The following is a 16352-nucleotide window of genomic DNA, read 5'->3' as shown; positions in this document are numbered from 1 at the left end:
TCAGACATTAGTGCTAACGGCGCCGAGTCGTGAGGTTCAAGGGCAAAAATAGGAGAACGGCACAGAATGCAAGTATCCATTGCCACTCTTGGATAAGCGGCGCAAAACCGAATATTTGTTGCGTTGTTGGCAGATAGACGATAGAGAGATGCAGCGCAATACACGCCAAGATAGTAAAACATAAGGGCAGATTTGCCCTTATCCTTTGAAAAACAGATTCCCAGAAAAGGCGATGGCACTGAAAACTCGAAATCAACAGCCCAAAAATCAATGTGGTACATGCTGCCGTTTGTGCGGTGGCATGAGGGTTCTGCGGAGTCGCATCTGTATTTACAGATGTAAGAATAAAACTAAAAATAGTCATTGATGCGATGACAATGCTGCGCAGCATCATATCGTAGAAATCCGCTCGTGATAGGAAGGGTGGAATCGTTTGCGGTCTGCTATATCTAATATCACCACGGATGCGATCGCATCCCAAACTCATCAGTGGTATCAAACTTACCAGTAAATGAACCCAGAACAGCTGCAGCAGGGTCAACGGCATAGGTAAATCACGTAGCGCGGGAAAAAAGAAAGCGAAATGCGGTAGCGCGTATCCGATGACAAGCGTGAGAACCTGTGCAAGGCTGCAGGAGAGCAGCCAGCGCATTGAACTTCTCAAGTTGATATATGATTCACGGACCTGACGCATGAGATCTGTGATGACACCAAAGCCCTCGTTAAGTACTACACACCCTGCGCGGTGTTGTACAATATGGGATGAGCGCGCAGCGGAAGCGAAACCGACATCTGCCATTCGCATCGCCCGCAAATCGAGTGGTGATTTTCCCCAGAATCCAACAGAATAACCGAGACGCTTTAGATGTTGTACCAAGTTCTGTTTTTGTTCAGGGGTAGGGCGGCAATATACAAGTAAGCGATTTACAATCGATTCATACTGCTCATCACTGAAATCAGCCAAGTCTTCTTGCGTAACAACACCGTGTTTATCTTGAACAATAGCCAATTCTTTGGCGATATCTAGAGCGGCATTCCTGTCTCTATCTGTTATTGTGACGATTTTTAGTCCTGCATCTAGACTGGATTGGATACTCTGCTTTGAATCAGGGTACTCTAACTCCATAAAAGTGATAAAGCCTAAAAAGGTCATGTTATGTTGCGTATCTTCGAGCGGGGGCGGAGTGTTTAGGTTTCGATAGGCGACAGCGAAAGCTTGAGTTTTGCTATTTGATAGGTATTCAATTGCCTGATGTATCAACTGTTTCTGGTCGAAACTCATGTAGTTAGCATTTCCATCGACCTGAATGCGGTGGCAAGTTTGCAGGATTGCCTCTGCATCACCGAACATCAATTTTAAGAACTTCCCGTCTTGGAGTGCAAAAACGAGTGTTTTATATGGGCATTCTGATGTCTGAATCTGTTCATCAATCTTGGTGAAGGCTTCATTATAACGCTCCAAGTCAAATCCAATTCTTTCGGCAACTTGGTTCAGCGTATCGCTGATGCTTACTTCCACTACAGTCGAAGCTTCCGCCATACCACTCCTGCTTGTATCAGCAGCACAGTGGCTTGCAAGCAGAATTAGCAGCGGAAATTCTCGTGGCATTTCTGAATCGGGTAAGGCCGTTAAAATTGTAGCTTCATCAGTCTCAGCCGATATGTGTTCATCACGGGATTTCAACCAAGCTTCCCACGTCTCGCGATCGACGAGACTGTCATCGACAAAAACGTGCGAAACAGCCATCTCCTCCGTCATAAAATTGCCTACTTCATCAACGCATACCGTCGTAAGTTTGCCCAATCTTTCCAAATTGACAAGATTACGGATTGCGACTCCTTTCTGTAAAAGTGTATAAGCGTGTTGGGTTAGGATGGCCCGACTCGCTGAGGCAATCCCTTCTGGAATCGCAGCCACAACAAAGCCAAAACTAAGAAACAGGATTTCACTCCAATGGGCACTTTTATCTTGAAGTAGAAACGCTAGGCCGATCGCTACCGCTCCTAAAATTCCCCCGATAATTTGGAAATAATCGTAAAAGAGGCCCATCTGTACTTCCGCTTCGGCATCTAGGTCAACCATAGCGGGCGTACGCTTATCGGATCGGTTTATCTCCAGCTGATCGTTGATTCCAACAACAATTGCGCGTGCTTCTCCTTCCAAGACATAGGTTCCGGCAAAGATCATATTACTTTGCTTGTTGGGTGACAGATTTGGAGTGGAGATATCTTCATCGTTTTTGTGCGTGTAGGCGGTCGTTCCGAACACCGGCGCCTCATCGACCACCAAGGCATCAGCCTCAACGATGCGAGCATCAGCCGGAACATAGTCTCCTTCCTTCAGGAGCAATAGATCCCCGGGGACAATGGCGTTAGGGGGTAGTTTGAGAACACCCCCATCTCGAATAACGGATACACTGACCTCTAAATGGGTTTTAATAGCCTGAAGTTGAGAGTGCGCCCGCCCAGCGTGAATGAATCTCCAAAGGACATGAAAACAAAGAATGGCCGAAAATACTAGGATTTCGTGAATCGTGCGTTGAAGGTAGAAAAGGAGGCAAATAACAACGAACAGGAGTATGACTGTTAAATTGGCGAATTGTCTTAATAAGAGAGCAAAGAATGAACGGTCATGGGTTTGCAGGAGTTCATTGCTGCCGTATTTTCCACGTTGGGAAGTAGCTTCCTGACTGCTCAACCCATGATCGAGGTCTGTTTTGAATTCATGTAGAAGATGTGGGATCTTTTGGGAGTACCAATTTGACATGGTTCAAAGTTCTTGTCTGAAAACTTCAGAAAGTATGAGAGATAAAACAGTTTACCAAGGATTCAGCAGAGTCAAATAGGACCTGTCCGATAAAATCTGCTCTGTGCTAAAGAGTGGAGGTATATTCTACCACGTAATCATATGTCTGAAAACAAAAAAAGCCTCGCTTAATGACGAGGCTTTGAATTTAACAAATCTAATGGAATAAGCGGCTAGAATTCGGGACGTTGTGGATACACGCTAATTTTCCTGCGAAACTTATCCTTCCGCTCAAACCAGACATAGCCATCAATCTTCGAGAAAAGCGTGTAGTCGTTCCCAACCCCAACGTTCCTTCCGGGGTGGATGTGTGTGCCTCGCTGTCGAACCAGAATGCTCCCAGCGGTCACAACACTGCCAGAAAACCGCTTGACACCAAGCCGTTTACCGATACTATCTCGTCCATTACTCGTACTTCCGCCGCCTTTTTTATGAGCCATTTTCGTTTTCCTTGTTGGGTGCGTTATTTCCGTCTCGTATTTCAGTAATGCGTAATCGGGTAAATTGCTGCCGGTGTCCAAGTTTCCGCTTATAACCCTTGCGCCTTTTCGACTTGAAAACGATAATTTTTTTGTTCTTAGCTTGTTGTACTACTTCGCCGACGACAGCGGCATCTTCAAGATATGGTGTGCCGACTTGCACGTTGCCGTTACCATCGCCTATAGCCAATATTTCTGATAGGGTCACTTCTTCACCGGCAGGCGCATCTAACTTTTCAATGTCAATTAGCGTATCCACCTGAACACGATGCTGTTTCCCACCCGAGGCAAATACAGCATACATCTTTCTTTCTCCTTAAAAAAAATCTGTGTAGTGTTAGCGTCCCCTGCAAATCAAGCGGGGACGCGAGTAAGAATTATAACAGAAATTCTCTCCACAGTCAATGTTAATTCAAGTAAATCTCGCGATTTGAACCTTCTGCAAAGATTTGATAATCCTCAAGATGCACATCCGCGTCCCCTTGCAGCCGAATCTGTATATTCATAGATTTTTCAAGTTGGCGCAATCTACCGGCTTTCTCGTCGAGCAGATGGGATACAATGTGTTCATTTGCAACCACCCTCAAACGTCGTTTCCGGGATTTCCGTTGCGCTTTCTTGATAGATCGGAGCAGATCAATCGTGATGGTAGCAGTTGAAAGGACTGAACCGTGTCCATCACAATAGGGACAAGATTCAGTCAGAACAGTCGCTAAACTGGGACGGGTCCGCTGCCGTGTCATTTCCACAAGTCCAAGATCGGATATGTGTAACAGGTTAGTTCGAGCCCGATCTTTGTCTAACGCCTGCTGCAGCATCTTATAGACCATTCGTCGATGCTCGGGGTCATCCATATCAATAAAATCAATGACGATAATTCCCCCAAGATCTCTTAGACGAATCTGCCGCACGACTTCTTCAACAGCCTCTAGGTTTGCACTCAAGATGGTACTGTCGGGGTCTCCTTTCCCGACAAATTTCCCTGTATTGACATCAATAGAGACCATCGCTTCGGTCTGTTGAATAACGAGGTGCCCACCACATTTGAGCCATATTTTTTCACTCAGCGCCTTTTTGATTTCTTTATCAATGCCGTAGGCTTCAAAAATGGGTGTAGATTTGTCATAGAACTTGACCTGTGAACGGAGTTCAGAGCCAGAAGATGAAAGATAGTCTATTGCGTCCTGATATTGCTCCTTGGAATCAATGACAAGCCGCTTGACTTCACTTGTGAATGAATCTCGAATGACTCGAACAATGAAACTGTGTTCCTTATGGACAAGGCTAGGAGCCTGTATCTTGTCGGCCTGTTGTACAATCCGTTTCCATTGGCCAACTAGGTACTGAATCTCTGTGGCGAAATCTTTCTCACTTTTTCCTTCAGCAGAGGTCCGAATAATAAATCCACCCTCGACGTCAGCCCGTATCGCTTCAGCAATGTCCCTGAGACGCTGCCTCTCTTCTGCTGACTCAATCCGGCGGGACACACCGATGTTCGACGCGGTGGGCAGATAGACAACATAACGCCCAGGCAGCGTGATACAGGTTGTTACACGGGGTCCCTTTGTCCCAATCGGCTCTTTTCCAACCTGCACTAGGATCTCTTGGTTTGGGTGAATAAGGTCGCTGATAGAATACGGATATCCCCTTCCGGGTTTTGGTGAATCGTTCGACTTTCTATTTAGATCGAGTTTTGTAGAATCGTCATTGGAACTATCCTCTTCCAGATCGCGAACAATATCTGAAATATGCAGAAAAGCGTGTCGTTCCAGTCCAATGTTCACGAAGGCAATCTGCATACCCGGAAGCACGTTCTCTACACGACCCTTATAGGTGTTGTTAAGCGTATGCTCGTCATTTTTGCGTTCAATATCGATCTCGGTTAGAACGCCATCTTCAAGTACGGCACATCGCGTTTCATACTCATCGTCAGAAATGATAATCTCTTTTTCCATTGTCGCCTCCGTCCTTAAGTTCAAGAACGAGGTCACACAACTCACAACCGGTCTATCTATGGAGGCAACGAACAAAACAATCAGGCTTAGGAAAAAGTAATCTTTTAATCATTTTAATCAATAGTGGTAATCCGTATGCTTTTGCATTATCCGGGCATATCATACAATATCGCCCCGGCGTAAGACCTACGATAGATACAGCTTCACGGTTTTCTTGTTCGCTGTTACTGCACCATCACTAAACTCATGATAATCTTCACCATGACGGCATCCAGAACCGAAACGTGAAGTGCTTCGCTGATCACGTTTCATGTATTGTATCCAAGCTCTTGAACTATTGAGAATCTTGTAAGAACCTGAAAATTAAAAGATTAATGAGCACGCCCACTGTCACTAAACACGTGACAAAACCTCATGAGAACAGGATAAACACCAAAGCTGCTAGACCGTTAGGAGCGGGAAGAAAGTAAGTGGGGTATGAGGAAGAGTTTGTATAGGCCCGCACTAGACGGAAAGTGTTGTTCAACGAAATTCTTCACAGGTTATCTGTGAGTACACTCTTTCAACCTGATTCGTTTAGAACCTTAATTTTGTTCGCGCGGAGTCATTGTGACCACTGGTATAATCAATTCTCCCGTTGAGATGCCTCCATGTTGGAAACCACCTCGGAACTGGCGGGTATATTCATTGAATTGATTGGGGTAAACAAAGTAATAATCTTCTTTTGCAATAATGTAGTTTTTACTTGAGTTTTCGGCAGGTAGTCTATACCGTTTCGGATCATCGATATAAATAGCTTGATCGGTATCGCAGCCTAAATTTGTACCCACTTTGAAGCGCAGACTCGTAGAGGTTTCGCGGTTGCCGTACGCTCTTGATGGTCGATTACAGAGGACCGAACCGTGATCTGCTGTTAGTACGATAACGGCATCCTGTTTCGAGATGATTTTTAAGATCTCGAATAGCGCCGAGTGAGCGAACCACGATTTTGTTAGAGATTGAAAGGCGGATTCATCCGGCGCAATCTGTTGAAGAATGTCTGACTGTGAACGCTGATGCGTCAGCATATCAATGAAATTCACGACCAGAGCGGATAGGCTGATTCGATCAAACGAAGAAACTTGGCGTATAAACTCATTGCCACCTTTGATATCGAAGATCTTAAAGTACTTTAATCCCGATTTAAGTTTGATTCCTGCACGTTGGAGTTGGAGTTGGAGGAGTTGCCTTTCGTAACGATTCGTGCTGGTTTCGTCCGCGGCATCCTCCTGCCAATACTGTGGAAATCTTTCCGCTAGCTCTTGCGGAAACAGACCACTAAAAATCGCATTACGCGAGTAGAGCGTTGCGCTCGGTAAAATTGAAAAATAGTAATCCCTATCAATATAGAAATAGGGTTGGAGTACCGGTTCAATTGCTATCCAATGATCGAGTCGTAGACAATCAACGACGATCAGATACACCTGGCGTTCCTCACGGAGGTGGGGGATAACAAATTTATCAACAACATCAACAGACAGAATAGGAGAATCCTCGCCCTTTAACCACCGGAGGTAGTTTTCCTGTACATAACCAGAAAATAAAGCGTTACATTCTTTTTTTTGCTCTAAATGTGTTTCTTCAAGTCCTGTTTGTGCCAAGTGATTAAACTCACGGTCCCACTCGAGTAATTTCAGATAGATTTCTATCCATTCCCGCCAGTCTGGATCTGCGTCCTTAGTGGCACGGATTTGGTTAAAATCGTGGGTATAGTTACGTGGCACCTGTGCTTCAACGATATTCGTCTGATCCAGTACACGCTTTAGGGTCGAAGCGATTTGCGCGACACCAATGGGTTTCACCAAAAAGTCGCTAACCCGTTTTCCTAGCGCCTCATCAATTAACCGATCTTCGCTGCCTTGCGTGACCATAATCACTGGTAGTATGGGGTTAATTTCACGGATTCGGTCCAATGTTGACATACCATCTTGCCCTGGCATCACCTGATCCAGCAAAACAGCGTCGTAGTAGGATTCCTTGAGTAACGAAATCGCATCAGTTCCATTGGAAACTGGTGTGACATCGTAAGACTTCTCGCGGAGAAGAAGAATGTGGGGTTGCAGTGCGTCAATCTCGTCATCAACCCAAAGGATTTTACGTGTTATGTTTTGCGCTAACACTTTGTTCCCCTTTCTTTCTCTCCTTAGATTTCATCCAGAACAGTGACACTTTCGTCAGAAGTTTAGCTGTTTTCTGATCCTCAGCCGTTTCTACGGGCAATACAATCTCGAAGGTTGTCCCTTGGGAACTAGTATGAACGAGTCGAATCTGCCCATGATGATATGCTTCAATGATTCGCTTGACAAGCGTCAAACCAAGTCCCCATCCATGCTTCTTCGTTGTCATCCCTGGACGAAAGATTTTATTTCTGTTTTGCCGGGGAATTCCTTGTCCATTATCTCTATACCGGATGACAATCTGATGCTCCTTTGGATGGAGTCGTGGGTCAATTTCGATGACGCCATTTTCTTTGTCTATTGCATCAAGTGAATTCCGGATCAGATTTTCAAAAACCCATTGTAACAGATCTGCATTCGCTACAATTTCGGGAAGTTTGCGGTCAACGACGCGCAATTCAACCTGTTTGCTCAGATTTGGCAAACGCTTTTGGAAGTAAGCAACGGCATCGCCGATAACTGTGTTAATATCGATACGGGTTTGTTGTGGATACGATCCAATTTTGCCGAAACGTTCTGTAATACGTTGGAGTCGAGTAAGATCGCTCTGCATATTAGCATAAATTTCGGTAGTCTTGCTGTCTCCTTGCTGCTTGTCCAACTCCATTGATAGCTCGACCCACCCCATCAGGGAAGAAATCGGTGTGCCGAGTTGATGCGCGGTCTCCTTTGCAAGCCCACCCCAAATCGACGCTTGCTCCACGGTTTTAATCCGTCGATAGCTCAAAAAGCCGACAATCAAGATGGTCGAGAAGACTACGACCAACACGATGGGCATAACGAAGATGATGTAGTCAGGGGTTACCTCGTAGTACAGATGACCTTGAAGGGGCCTGCCGGGGTTGGTTTGCAGTAAGACAAAGCGCCCCATGGCTTTGGAATTATGAACAAGTCTCTTCGCCCGCTCATATTGCTCCGGCGTAGCAATCTCCGCTTTAAGCCATTGATCCCAGATCTTCCACTGCCGGGGATTGTCCTTCAAATCCGTGATGACAAACGGGAGTCGATCAATTGCATTAGCATCCGCTTCGCCATGATAAAGATACCCATCAGACATGAAATTATGGAGCGGTATTGGTTCGTTCCGTTTCATCCTATTGAGAATATCAATAAGTTTTGACTTCTCAGCGTCAGAGAGCGGGATGCCATCATCAATTTTTTTTTCAATAATCTTATCGCTAAGATTTTTAGCGATTTGGACTTGACCATCGTCGGCATCTGTCATAATAAATGAGAGCCGGCTTTCAGTCAACAACTCCTTATTAATAATCTGGCTTAGTTGGCTTTGGAGTTGCCCATCATTGAGACTCAGCAGCACAGCCGTAAGATGTGCCAATGGTTCTACCTGCTTCACAAAAACTTCATTATGTTGGAGAAGCCGTCGGGTATAATACACGAAGGCAAGCGAAAGAATCACCAACCCAACAACGAAGTAGGTAAGCAAGAAATTGGAGGCGGCGTAGCCCGTGGGAACAGTTCTCTGACGTTTGAAAAACATCTGTGTGCCCTAATCAAGCACGACACAAATTTGCGTGCGCACGAAATATATGTTTGGTAGTATTGTATCAGACAACATAGTGTAAAGTCAAGGACTCGTTTGGCGCATTTCAAAAACAGGCTTGACATCACTCTGTGGATTCTTTTATAATCAACCTTAGTTCCTTCCACGCACGCCATGAGTACACAAAGGAGGTTTAGATGCGATCTGCCGACAATAGAATCCACTCCATCATCTTGATATTATCCCTATCCTTCTGGATTGGCTGCCAAGGCGGTGCTTTCAACATCGGCGAGATTGGGACTAGCGAGAATCCGCTCCAAAAATCAGGCGAGTTGACGGAAAATGAGGTGTGGGCGGGGAAGATCCAAATTGTTGGTGATGTCATCGTCCCTGAAGGGAAGACGCTGACCATCCGATCCGACTCGGTTGTCGGTCTCGATTCGGAAACTGGCACTCATCAACTGATTATCCGCGGGTCGCTGTATGCAGAGGGCGATCCAGACCGTATGATTATATTTGGTTTACTCGGATCCGAAACAAAACCGCCCAAAACTGGCGATTGGGTGGGCATCCGATTTGAAGGAACGAGTCCCAACTCTCATCTGAGTTACTGTCGTATTCAGGAAGCTGACATAGCGCTATCGTCCGAATCCGATGGCGTGCAGATTGAAGGCTGTTTGCTACAAAACAACAAGATGGCAATTCTCTGTAACGATAGCTCTCCAACGATAAGCGACAACCAAATTGACAAAAATGGCACAGCAATTAAATGTCTGAAAAATGCGTCCCCAGAGATAACTCGAAACTCCATCCTAGCAAATGAGCTAGGGATTGTCTGCGATGATGACTCCCGACCAACGATTCATTACAACGAAATATCCAGTAACTATCAAGATGCGATTAGGTGTCACGCCTCTGCTTCACCTGAGATTGTGTCAAATAACATCACTGCCAATGGAGGTTGGGCGGTATATGATGGTGGCCGCCTACGCGAAAATTACATTCGTGGGAATAAGGAGATAGGGCCTGACGTCGTTGACCGCGGCACGGGACGCGAGAGTGGGCAATTCTACGGTGTAGACGAAGTTTTAGATCCGCTCGCAGCGCCTGTGCCTGACGCCGGGACACAACGGGAAGGGTACTAGGCATGATATGACAAAATCCACTCAAAACTCAGTAGGTCACCATAATTGGCCCACTTGGGTTGGCACAGATGAAGCGGGCAAAGGGGATTATTTTGGGTCGTTGACTGTAGCGGCTGTATATGTCAATTCCGAGATCCGTGAACTACTGCACACATTGGGGGTCCGTGACGGGAAACAACTCTCCGACTCGCGGGTTAGGAAGCTGGCGCAAGAAATGCGGTTGCATTGTGGTGATAATATCTCACAGTTTAGTCTTGAACCAGCTCGATATAACGAACAGTACACTGTATTCAGGAAGAGAGGACAAAATCTGAACCACCTCCTTGCATCGCTGCACACTAGGGTGATTCAGGAACTCCTCAAGCGTGTGAATTGTCGTTACATCCTTGTAGACCGTTTCGCTAAGGAGGAAGTATTGGAAACAGAGTTGCAGGTTGCTCTGAATCCCAGCATCAGGTTGGTGCAAATGCCGAAAGCGGAAGGTGATATCGCTGTCGCTGCTGCATCAATTATTGCCCGTGACATTTTTCTTCAAGAACTAGAACAACTTTCTAATAAATACCAAATCCAGTTACCCAAAGGCGCGTCACAAGTCATTGACACAGGCAAACGGTTTGTTAAACAGCACGGCGCTGAATCTTTGCGTCATGTCGCTAAGCTGCACTTTCGGACAACGACGGACATTTTAGGAAATGAGCAGTAAACCGAAAACACAATAAAAGGAGGGAGAACGTTATGTTGACTCGCTTAAAAGTTTCTGGATTCAAAAACCTTATTGATATTGATGTTCCCTTGGGCCCCTTTACCTGTGTTGCCGGTGCAAACGGCACGGGCAAATCGAATCTGTTTGATGCGATTCAGTTTCTCAGTGCCTTAGCCAACGATACATTGATAAATGCAGCCCGGTCAGTGCGCAGTGAGGAGGGCATCGTATCGGCGATAAGGATACTACGGAGATGTGCTTTGAAGCGGAGATGATAATTCCCCAAGAAGGGATAGATGACTTGGGGCAGCAGGCAAAAGCAACTACGACGTTTCTCCGTTACCGTGTTGCACTTGCGTATCGTGTGGATCATAGCTTACCCTCGCTGGGCACCCTCGAACTCATTGAGGAGAGACTTGAGCGTCTAAAATTAAATGACTGGAAAAAACATCTGCCATTCGCGGATCAAAGAAAAAGATGGCGCGATTCTGTATTAAAAGGTAGGAGAGCGGTCCCTTTTATTTCAACTGAAGATCAGGAAGGGAATTGCGTTATTAAGTTACATAAAGATGGCGGAAGTAGTGGCAGGCCTCAAGCTATTCTGGCGAAAAATCTTCCACGCACCGTACTTTCTACTGTCAACGCCGCGGAGAGTCCAACAGCACTGTTAGCGCGTCGTGAAATGCAGTCTTGGCGGTTACTACAATTGGAGTCTTCTTCGCTGCGTGAACCTGATGAGTTCACAACGCCGCCCGGCTTAGGTAGCGATGGCTCTCACTTGCCAGCGACCTTATTTGGACTGGCACGGTCTCAAGAAAACACAAATCCAACCTCTAACGGGCAGCAGATATATGATCGGGTCGCCGCTCGGCTATCAGAACTGATTGACGATGTTGCTTCGGTCGGGATTGATCGAGATGAACGACGTGAGCTACTCACTTTGGAAGTCAAAGACCATAGCGGTACAATTCACCCAGGGCGCTCGCTTTCTGATGGAACGTTACGCTTTCTAGGACTATCAATTTTAGAATTAGACCCACAAGCGAGTGGTCTCATCTGCATGGAGGAACCGGAAAACGGTATTCATCCAGCACGAATTCCCTCGATTTTGCGGCTACTTCAGGACATCGCCACCGATGTGGGGCACCCTGTTGGACCGGATAACCCACTATGTCAGGTAATTGTTAATACACATTCCCCAATATGCTTTTGATTGCAGACTTGAGAGAGATGGTACAGAATAATCAGCGATTTAAGGGGGTGCGCTTTAGCTGGTTACCCAATACATGGCGGGCAAAAGCTCTGCCGGACGTTCAATCTGTAGCCAAAGGTCAGTTGTTGGCTTACCTAGGGTCTACTGAACCGATAGACTCGGAGTCTACTGAGCCAATAGACTCGTCACCGAAACCAAAGCTGAAAAAACCCCAACGAGTTATAGACAGTCTCCAACTCTTACTTTTTGATTATAGTGGTCCAGAATGACAGAGCTACGGTATACCCTAGTGACAGATGGTAGTTCAGATATTGCATTAATCCCGATTCTTACCTGGTTATTGAGAGAGAATGGTGTGGCGTATGCCATTCAATCTGCATGGGCAGACTTGAACAGGATTCCCCACCAAAAGCGAAGGCGATTAGAAGATAAAATTCACTGGGGTCTCGAGCTCTATCCTTGTGATCTCTTGTTTGTTCATCGAGATGCCGAAAGAGAACCACGGGAGAACCGTGTCAGCGAAATTACGACAGCAATCCAAAGCGTTGTTATCTCCGTTCCGCCAAGGATTTGTGTTGTGCCAGTTCGTATGCAGGAAGCGTGGTTACTGTTTGATGAACCAGCCATCAATCATGCAGCTGGAAACTCTTCTAATCGCCAATCGCTATATCTGCCTGCAATTAGTCGGCTAGAGGACTTGCCAGATCCGAAAACGGTACTGCATGAGCGTCTCAAGCAAGCAAGTAACCTCAAAGGACGGCGTTTAAGCGGGTTTCCGGTGAGTGAATATGCCCGTCGTGTTACTGAGTTCATTCAGGATTTTTCCCCCTTGCGTGCATTATCTGCCTTTGCTGCTTTGGAAAGTGAACTCCAACAGATAATCAAACAGCAGGGCTGGGATACATAATGAAATGATAGGACTTCGATAAGGGTTATGGAAAAGCTATTTCGGGAACCGCTCATATTTTGAAAAGAAACTCGCTCAGAATATAAGGCTGTCATTGAAGGGCATGGGATGCGCCGAGGTGCGGCGCATATACGGACGCATTCTAGTGATGCTGCAACCCGAAGCGGATGTTGCAGCAGTCCAAGAGCGGTTGGGCAGGGTCATGGGAATAGCTCATTTTGAACTGGTCGCTGCCGCGGAACTAACGATTGATGCTATTCAAGATGCGGCATTGGAGCTCGTCAAAGATCAGCAGTTCAAGACGCTTAAAGTTGAAACGAAACGGGCAAACAAACGTTTTCCGCTGACTTCGCCTGAAATAAGTGCGGCGGTGGGGGCGCATCTGCTCGGCGCGACCGGCGCATCAGCAGATATGTACACGCCTGACTTGCGCTGCAACATTGAAATTGTCGACGAAGCAGCATACATTTATGTGGAAAAACTTCGAGGGGTTGGCGGGCTGCCAGTGGGTGCGAGCGGGAAAGTCCTCGTCATGCTCTCTGGCGGGATCGATTCGCCGGTTGCCGCTTGGCGGATGATGAAACGCGGTGTCAAGGCACTCTTCATACATTTTTACAGCTATCCCTACACAGACAGAGCATCGCTTGAGAAAGTAGAGGAACTTGCTGAGATCTTGGCGACATGGAACTATCGGACACAGATTTTCCTTGTCCCATTCGCAGAAGTTCAACAGGAAATTGTAACTCGGACCCCTGCGCCGTTTCGGGTCATCCTCTACCGCCGAATGATGGTACGTATTGCGCAGCAGATTGCAGCCGCTGCAAAAGCGGCGTGCCTCGTCACCGGCGAAAGTCTCGGGCAGGTCGCCTCGCAAACGCTGGGCAACCTTCGCGTGATTGAGGAGGTTGCGGAGATTCCTATTTTGCGTCCACTGATTGGCGACGATAAAGCGGAGATTATGGACTTGGCGGAGCAGATCGGGACCTTTGAAATTTCGACGATCCCTCATGATGACTGTTGCTCGCTCTTTGTTCCTGAACATCCAGCGACCAACGCATCGCTTGAAGCGGTTCAAGAGGCGGAGGCAGCACTGGATGTTGATATGTTGGTGCAGCTAGCGGTGGAGTCGGTCGAAAGAAGGATAGTTGACAATTCTAAGTTCTGACTTTTGGTGAATTCTACAATTACTTATACACCTTCAATGCACAACCAACCCCCTAAATCCCCCTTATCAGGGGGACTTTTGAAACTTCACAAAGGAAAGTTATTGGTGAACGTCTCCTTATTTCTATGATTCACCATAACTTCTTTTACGCAGTTTCCGTGAGAATTGCTTTCAGTCGTTCTGGATAGTTCGTCAGAATCCCGTCAACACCGATTTCAATGTAAGCCTGCATATCTTCGGGGGTATCCGCGTAGAAGACGTGCACAATTCGTCCCGCGGCATGTGCCTTTTGAACAAACTCCTGAGTCGTAATGTCCCGTCCGGGCTGCATCGTCCGAAGTCCCATCTCTACCGATTTACGGATATATTCCTCTGGGGTACGATTCGCACGAAAGATCCGACATTCGATCCGTAAGTCAATATCAGCGAAAATTCCAACGCTTGCATCGCTGCATGTCAGAATGGAATCCTCTACCATGTGAAAGTCATTCAACGCCTTTGCGACCTTGCGTTCATAGTGTCCGTCTGGATTACCGCCTTCCTTGAGATGAACATTAAGCTCCACCTTCCCCTGCACGAGCTCCAAGGTTTCTTCCCATGTCGGCACACGTTCGCCCCGAAACTGTTCACCAAACACCCCTCCGGCATCAAGGGCTTTGATTTCGGTCAACGTGAGTTCCGAAATCGCACCCGTGCCGTCAGTTGTCCGATCCACGGTTGAATCGTGCATGACGATTAGATGGTCATCCTTTGTCAGGTAAAGATCGAGCTCTATCTCATCAACGCCAATTTCTAACGCCCGCTGAAAAGCGAGCAGTGTATTTTCGGGGTAGTTTCCTGATGCACCCCGATGGGCAACATTAGCAACCATTTTTATACCTCTTGAACTCACAGTGAAAACCTGCTAAAGTAGGCAAATATCTTTCTGCTATCAGAAGTGAACTCAATCGTAACACGGGCTAAAAGCGTTCGTCAATGCAAAAATGGTATGTAGGATACGGATGGACATTAACCGTCACAGAAGGAGATTTCATGGATGAAATGCGTCTACAAACAATCCTAGAAGGTTTTCGAGAACGGAAGATTATGGTTGTCGGGGATTTTTATCTCGACGCCTATTGGATAGTTGATAAAACGAAATCAACCCTGTCGCTAGAGACTCCTTGGCATACGAACCCTGTCGTCGAGCAACGCTACAGTCCAGGTGCGGCGGGGACTGTTACCAACAACCTTGCCGCGCTAGAGGTCGGGGAAATTTACACGTTAGGAGTGATTGGCGAGGATGGGTTTGGCAGCACCTTGCTCGACCGGTTAGAAGCCAATGGCAGCATCACAGATTTTATGATTACTGCTCCGGATCGGTTTACCCCCACCTATCTTAAACCCATCCATCGCGGCTATGAAGGGATTGAAACGGAAGGCCCCCGATTTGATATAGAGAATCAATCTATGATGCGGTCTGAAGTGGAGGATAGAGTGATTCGCGCGCTGCGTGAATGTGTGCTACAAGTGGAGGGGATCATTGTTGGAGATCAGATGCCACATGATAATTGGGGAGTGGTAACAGATCGGGTGCGATCAGAAATCTGCCAACTTGCTGTAGAGTTTCCCGACAAAATCTTTTTTGTGGATTCTCGGACACGGATCGGAAAGTACCGTCATGTCATTATCAAACCGAACCGATTTGAGGCGAAACGCGCAGTCGATCCGGATTGGACTGATGGAGAAGTCGATATAGAGGAAGTAAAGCGATGTGGGCAGATCCTGATGGAGCAGACGGGAAAGCCACTTTTTGTAACCGTTGGTCCGAAGGGCATCTTGGTATTTCACAACGGACAGGTCGAACATGTACCGGGTATCCCACTTGACCAAGAGCTCGATCCGGTGGGAGCGGGGGATAGCGTTTCTGCAGCGATTATTGCGACACTTTGCGGTGGCTCTAGCTACCTTGAAGCGGCGCAGGTCGGAAACCTTGTCGCATCGGTTACCGTTACTAAAATTGGGACAACGGGCACCGCTTCACACACTGAGGTGATCGAGCGATTCGGGCAGATCTGATTTTTAACGTGAGATTTCCCTTGAACAGTCCATAAAGAAGTGATATACTTATGCTATGTATAGTATATAGGGCTTACACAAATTTGGCACACGGGAGTAGATTTTTAATTTTTAACCCCCGAAATCCCCCTTATCAGGGGGACTTACGAACGCGCTGCGTAAGTCCTAGTATATTGAAAAACGGCGGTTTTGAGACTGAAGAAT

The 16352-nt window shown here is 46.7% G+C and carries 12 protein-coding genes and 1 pseudogene; 6 read left to right on the top strand and 7 right to left on the bottom strand.

Annotation, left to right across the window (positions count from 1 at the left end):
- Positions 1-13: 13 nt before the first annotated feature.
- From J4G02_05145 to J4G02_05120, 6 genes are all read right to left on the bottom strand, one after another.
- Complete coding sequence (locus tag J4G02_05145; protein MCE2393965.1) at positions 14-2767, bottom strand: cation-transporting P-type ATPase; 2754 nt, start codon at positions 2765-2767, stop codon at positions 14-16.
- 212 nt (positions 2768-2979) lie between these two features.
- Positions 2980-3246, bottom strand: a complete 267-nt coding sequence (rpmA, locus tag J4G02_05140; protein MCE2393964.1) for a 50S ribosomal protein L27 — start codon at positions 3244-3246, stop codon at positions 2980-2982.
- Positions 3236-3589 (bottom strand): 50S ribosomal protein L21, encoded by a 354-nt coding sequence (rplU, locus tag J4G02_05135; GenBank protein ID MCE2393963.1) that lies wholly within the window; start codon positions 3587-3589, stop codon positions 3236-3238. Before rplU ends, rpmA begins: the two co-directional genes overlap by 11 nt.
- A 103-nt stretch (positions 3590-3692) precedes the next feature.
- Complete coding sequence (locus tag J4G02_05130) at positions 3693-5240, bottom strand: Rne/Rng family ribonuclease (protein ID MCE2393962.1); 1548 nt, start codon at positions 5238-5240, stop codon at positions 3693-3695.
- A 584-nt stretch (positions 5241-5824) separates the two neighbouring features.
- Complete coding sequence (locus J4G02_05125) at positions 5825-7399, bottom strand: response regulator (protein ID MCE2393961.1); 1575 nt, start codon at positions 7397-7399, stop codon at positions 5825-5827.
- Positions 7374-8954 carry a HAMP domain-containing histidine kinase gene (locus J4G02_05120; protein MCE2393960.1) on the bottom strand — a complete coding sequence of 527 codons (1581 nt, stop codon included), beginning with the start codon at positions 8952-8954 and terminating at the stop codon, positions 7374-7376. The genes J4G02_05125 and J4G02_05120 overlap by 26 nt, the downstream gene beginning before the upstream one ends.
- A 200-nt stretch (positions 8955-9154) precedes the next feature.
- Between J4G02_05120 and J4G02_05115 the strand changes: the two genes are divergently transcribed.
- From J4G02_05115 to thiI, 5 genes and pseudogenes are all read left to right on the top strand, one after another.
- Positions 9155-10102: a right-handed parallel beta-helix repeat-containing protein gene (locus J4G02_05115; protein MCE2393959.1), complete on the top strand. Its 948-nt coding sequence runs from the start codon at positions 9155-9157 to the stop codon at positions 10100-10102.
- Positions 10103-10109: 7 nt separating this feature from the next.
- Positions 10110-10805, top strand: a complete 696-nt coding sequence (gene rnhC, locus J4G02_05110; protein ID MCE2393958.1) for a ribonuclease HIII — start codon at positions 10110-10112, stop codon at positions 10803-10805.
- Between the two features lie 32 nt (positions 10806-10837).
- A pseudogene (locus J4G02_05105) lies at positions 10838-12287 on the top strand (AAA family ATPase).
- The gene (locus J4G02_05100) at positions 12284-12925 is read left to right on the top strand and encodes a hypothetical protein (GenBank protein ID MCE2393957.1); all 642 of its coding nucleotides are present in this window, start codon (positions 12284-12286) and stop codon (positions 12923-12925) included. The pseudogene J4G02_05105 and the gene J4G02_05100 overlap by 4 nt, the downstream one beginning before the upstream one ends.
- A gap of 82 nt (positions 12926-13007) precedes the next feature.
- A complete protein-coding gene (gene thiI / locus J4G02_05095; protein MCE2393956.1) occupies positions 13008-14090 on the top strand; it encodes a tRNA 4-thiouridine(8) synthase ThiI in 1083 nt (360 codons plus the stop codon).
- Positions 14091-14235: 145 nt separating this feature from the next.
- On the opposite strand, the gene J4G02_05090 is transcribed toward thiI, so the two are convergent.
- Positions 14236-14961 (bottom strand): glycerophosphodiester phosphodiesterase, encoded by a 726-nt coding sequence (locus J4G02_05090; protein ID MCE2393955.1) that lies wholly within the window; start codon positions 14959-14961, stop codon positions 14236-14238.
- A gap of 161 nt (positions 14962-15122) precedes the next feature.
- On the opposite strand from J4G02_05090, the gene J4G02_05085 reads away from it, so the two are divergent.
- A complete protein-coding gene (locus tag J4G02_05085; protein MCE2393954.1) occupies positions 15123-16148 on the top strand; it encodes a carbohydrate kinase in 1026 nt (341 codons plus the stop codon).
- Positions 16149-16352: the final 204 nt, after the last annotated feature.

It is taken from the genome of Candidatus Poribacteria bacterium (assembly GCA_021295755.1).
Taxonomy (GTDB): Bacteria; Poribacteria; WGA-4E; order WGA-4E; family PCPOR2b; genus PCPOR2b.
Note: the sequence above shows the minus strand (reverse complement) of the source record. Positions and strands in the feature narration are given on the sequence as shown.

Bases quoted from the DNA above. Each gene is read 5' to 3' on its own strand.
- J4G02_05145 (MCE2393965.1), bottom strand. From the start codon at position 2,767: ATGTCAAATTGGTACTCCCAAAAGATCCCACATCTTCTACATGAATTC.
- rpmA (MCE2393964.1), bottom strand. From the start codon at position 3,246: ATGGCTCATAAAAAAGGCGGCGGAAGTACGAGTAATGGACGAGATAGT.
- rplU (MCE2393963.1), bottom strand. From the start codon at position 3,589: ATGTATGCTGTATTTGCCTCGGGTGGGAAACAGCATCGTGTTCAGGTG.
- J4G02_05130 (MCE2393962.1), bottom strand. From the start codon at position 5,240: ATGGAAAAAGAGATTATCATTTCTGACGATGAGTATGAAACGCGATGT.
- J4G02_05120 (MCE2393960.1), bottom strand. From the start codon at position 8,954: ATGTTTTTCAAACGTCAGAGAACTGTTCCCACGGGCTACGCCGCCTCC.
- J4G02_05115 (MCE2393959.1), top strand. From the start codon at position 9,155: ATGCGATCTGCCGACAATAGAATCCACTCCATCATCTTGATATTATCC.
- rnhC (MCE2393958.1), top strand. From the start codon at position 10,110: ATGACAAAATCCACTCAAAACTCAGTAGGTCACCATAATTGGCCCACT.
- J4G02_05100 (MCE2393957.1), top strand. From the start codon at position 12,284: ATGACAGAGCTACGGTATACCCTAGTGACAGATGGTAGTTCAGATATT.
- J4G02_05090 (MCE2393955.1), bottom strand. From the start codon at position 14,961: ATGGTTGCTAATGTTGCCCATCGGGGTGCATCAGGAAACTACCCCGAA.
- J4G02_05085 (MCE2393954.1), top strand. From the start codon at position 15,123: ATGGATGAAATGCGTCTACAAACAATCCTAGAAGGTTTTCGAGAACGG.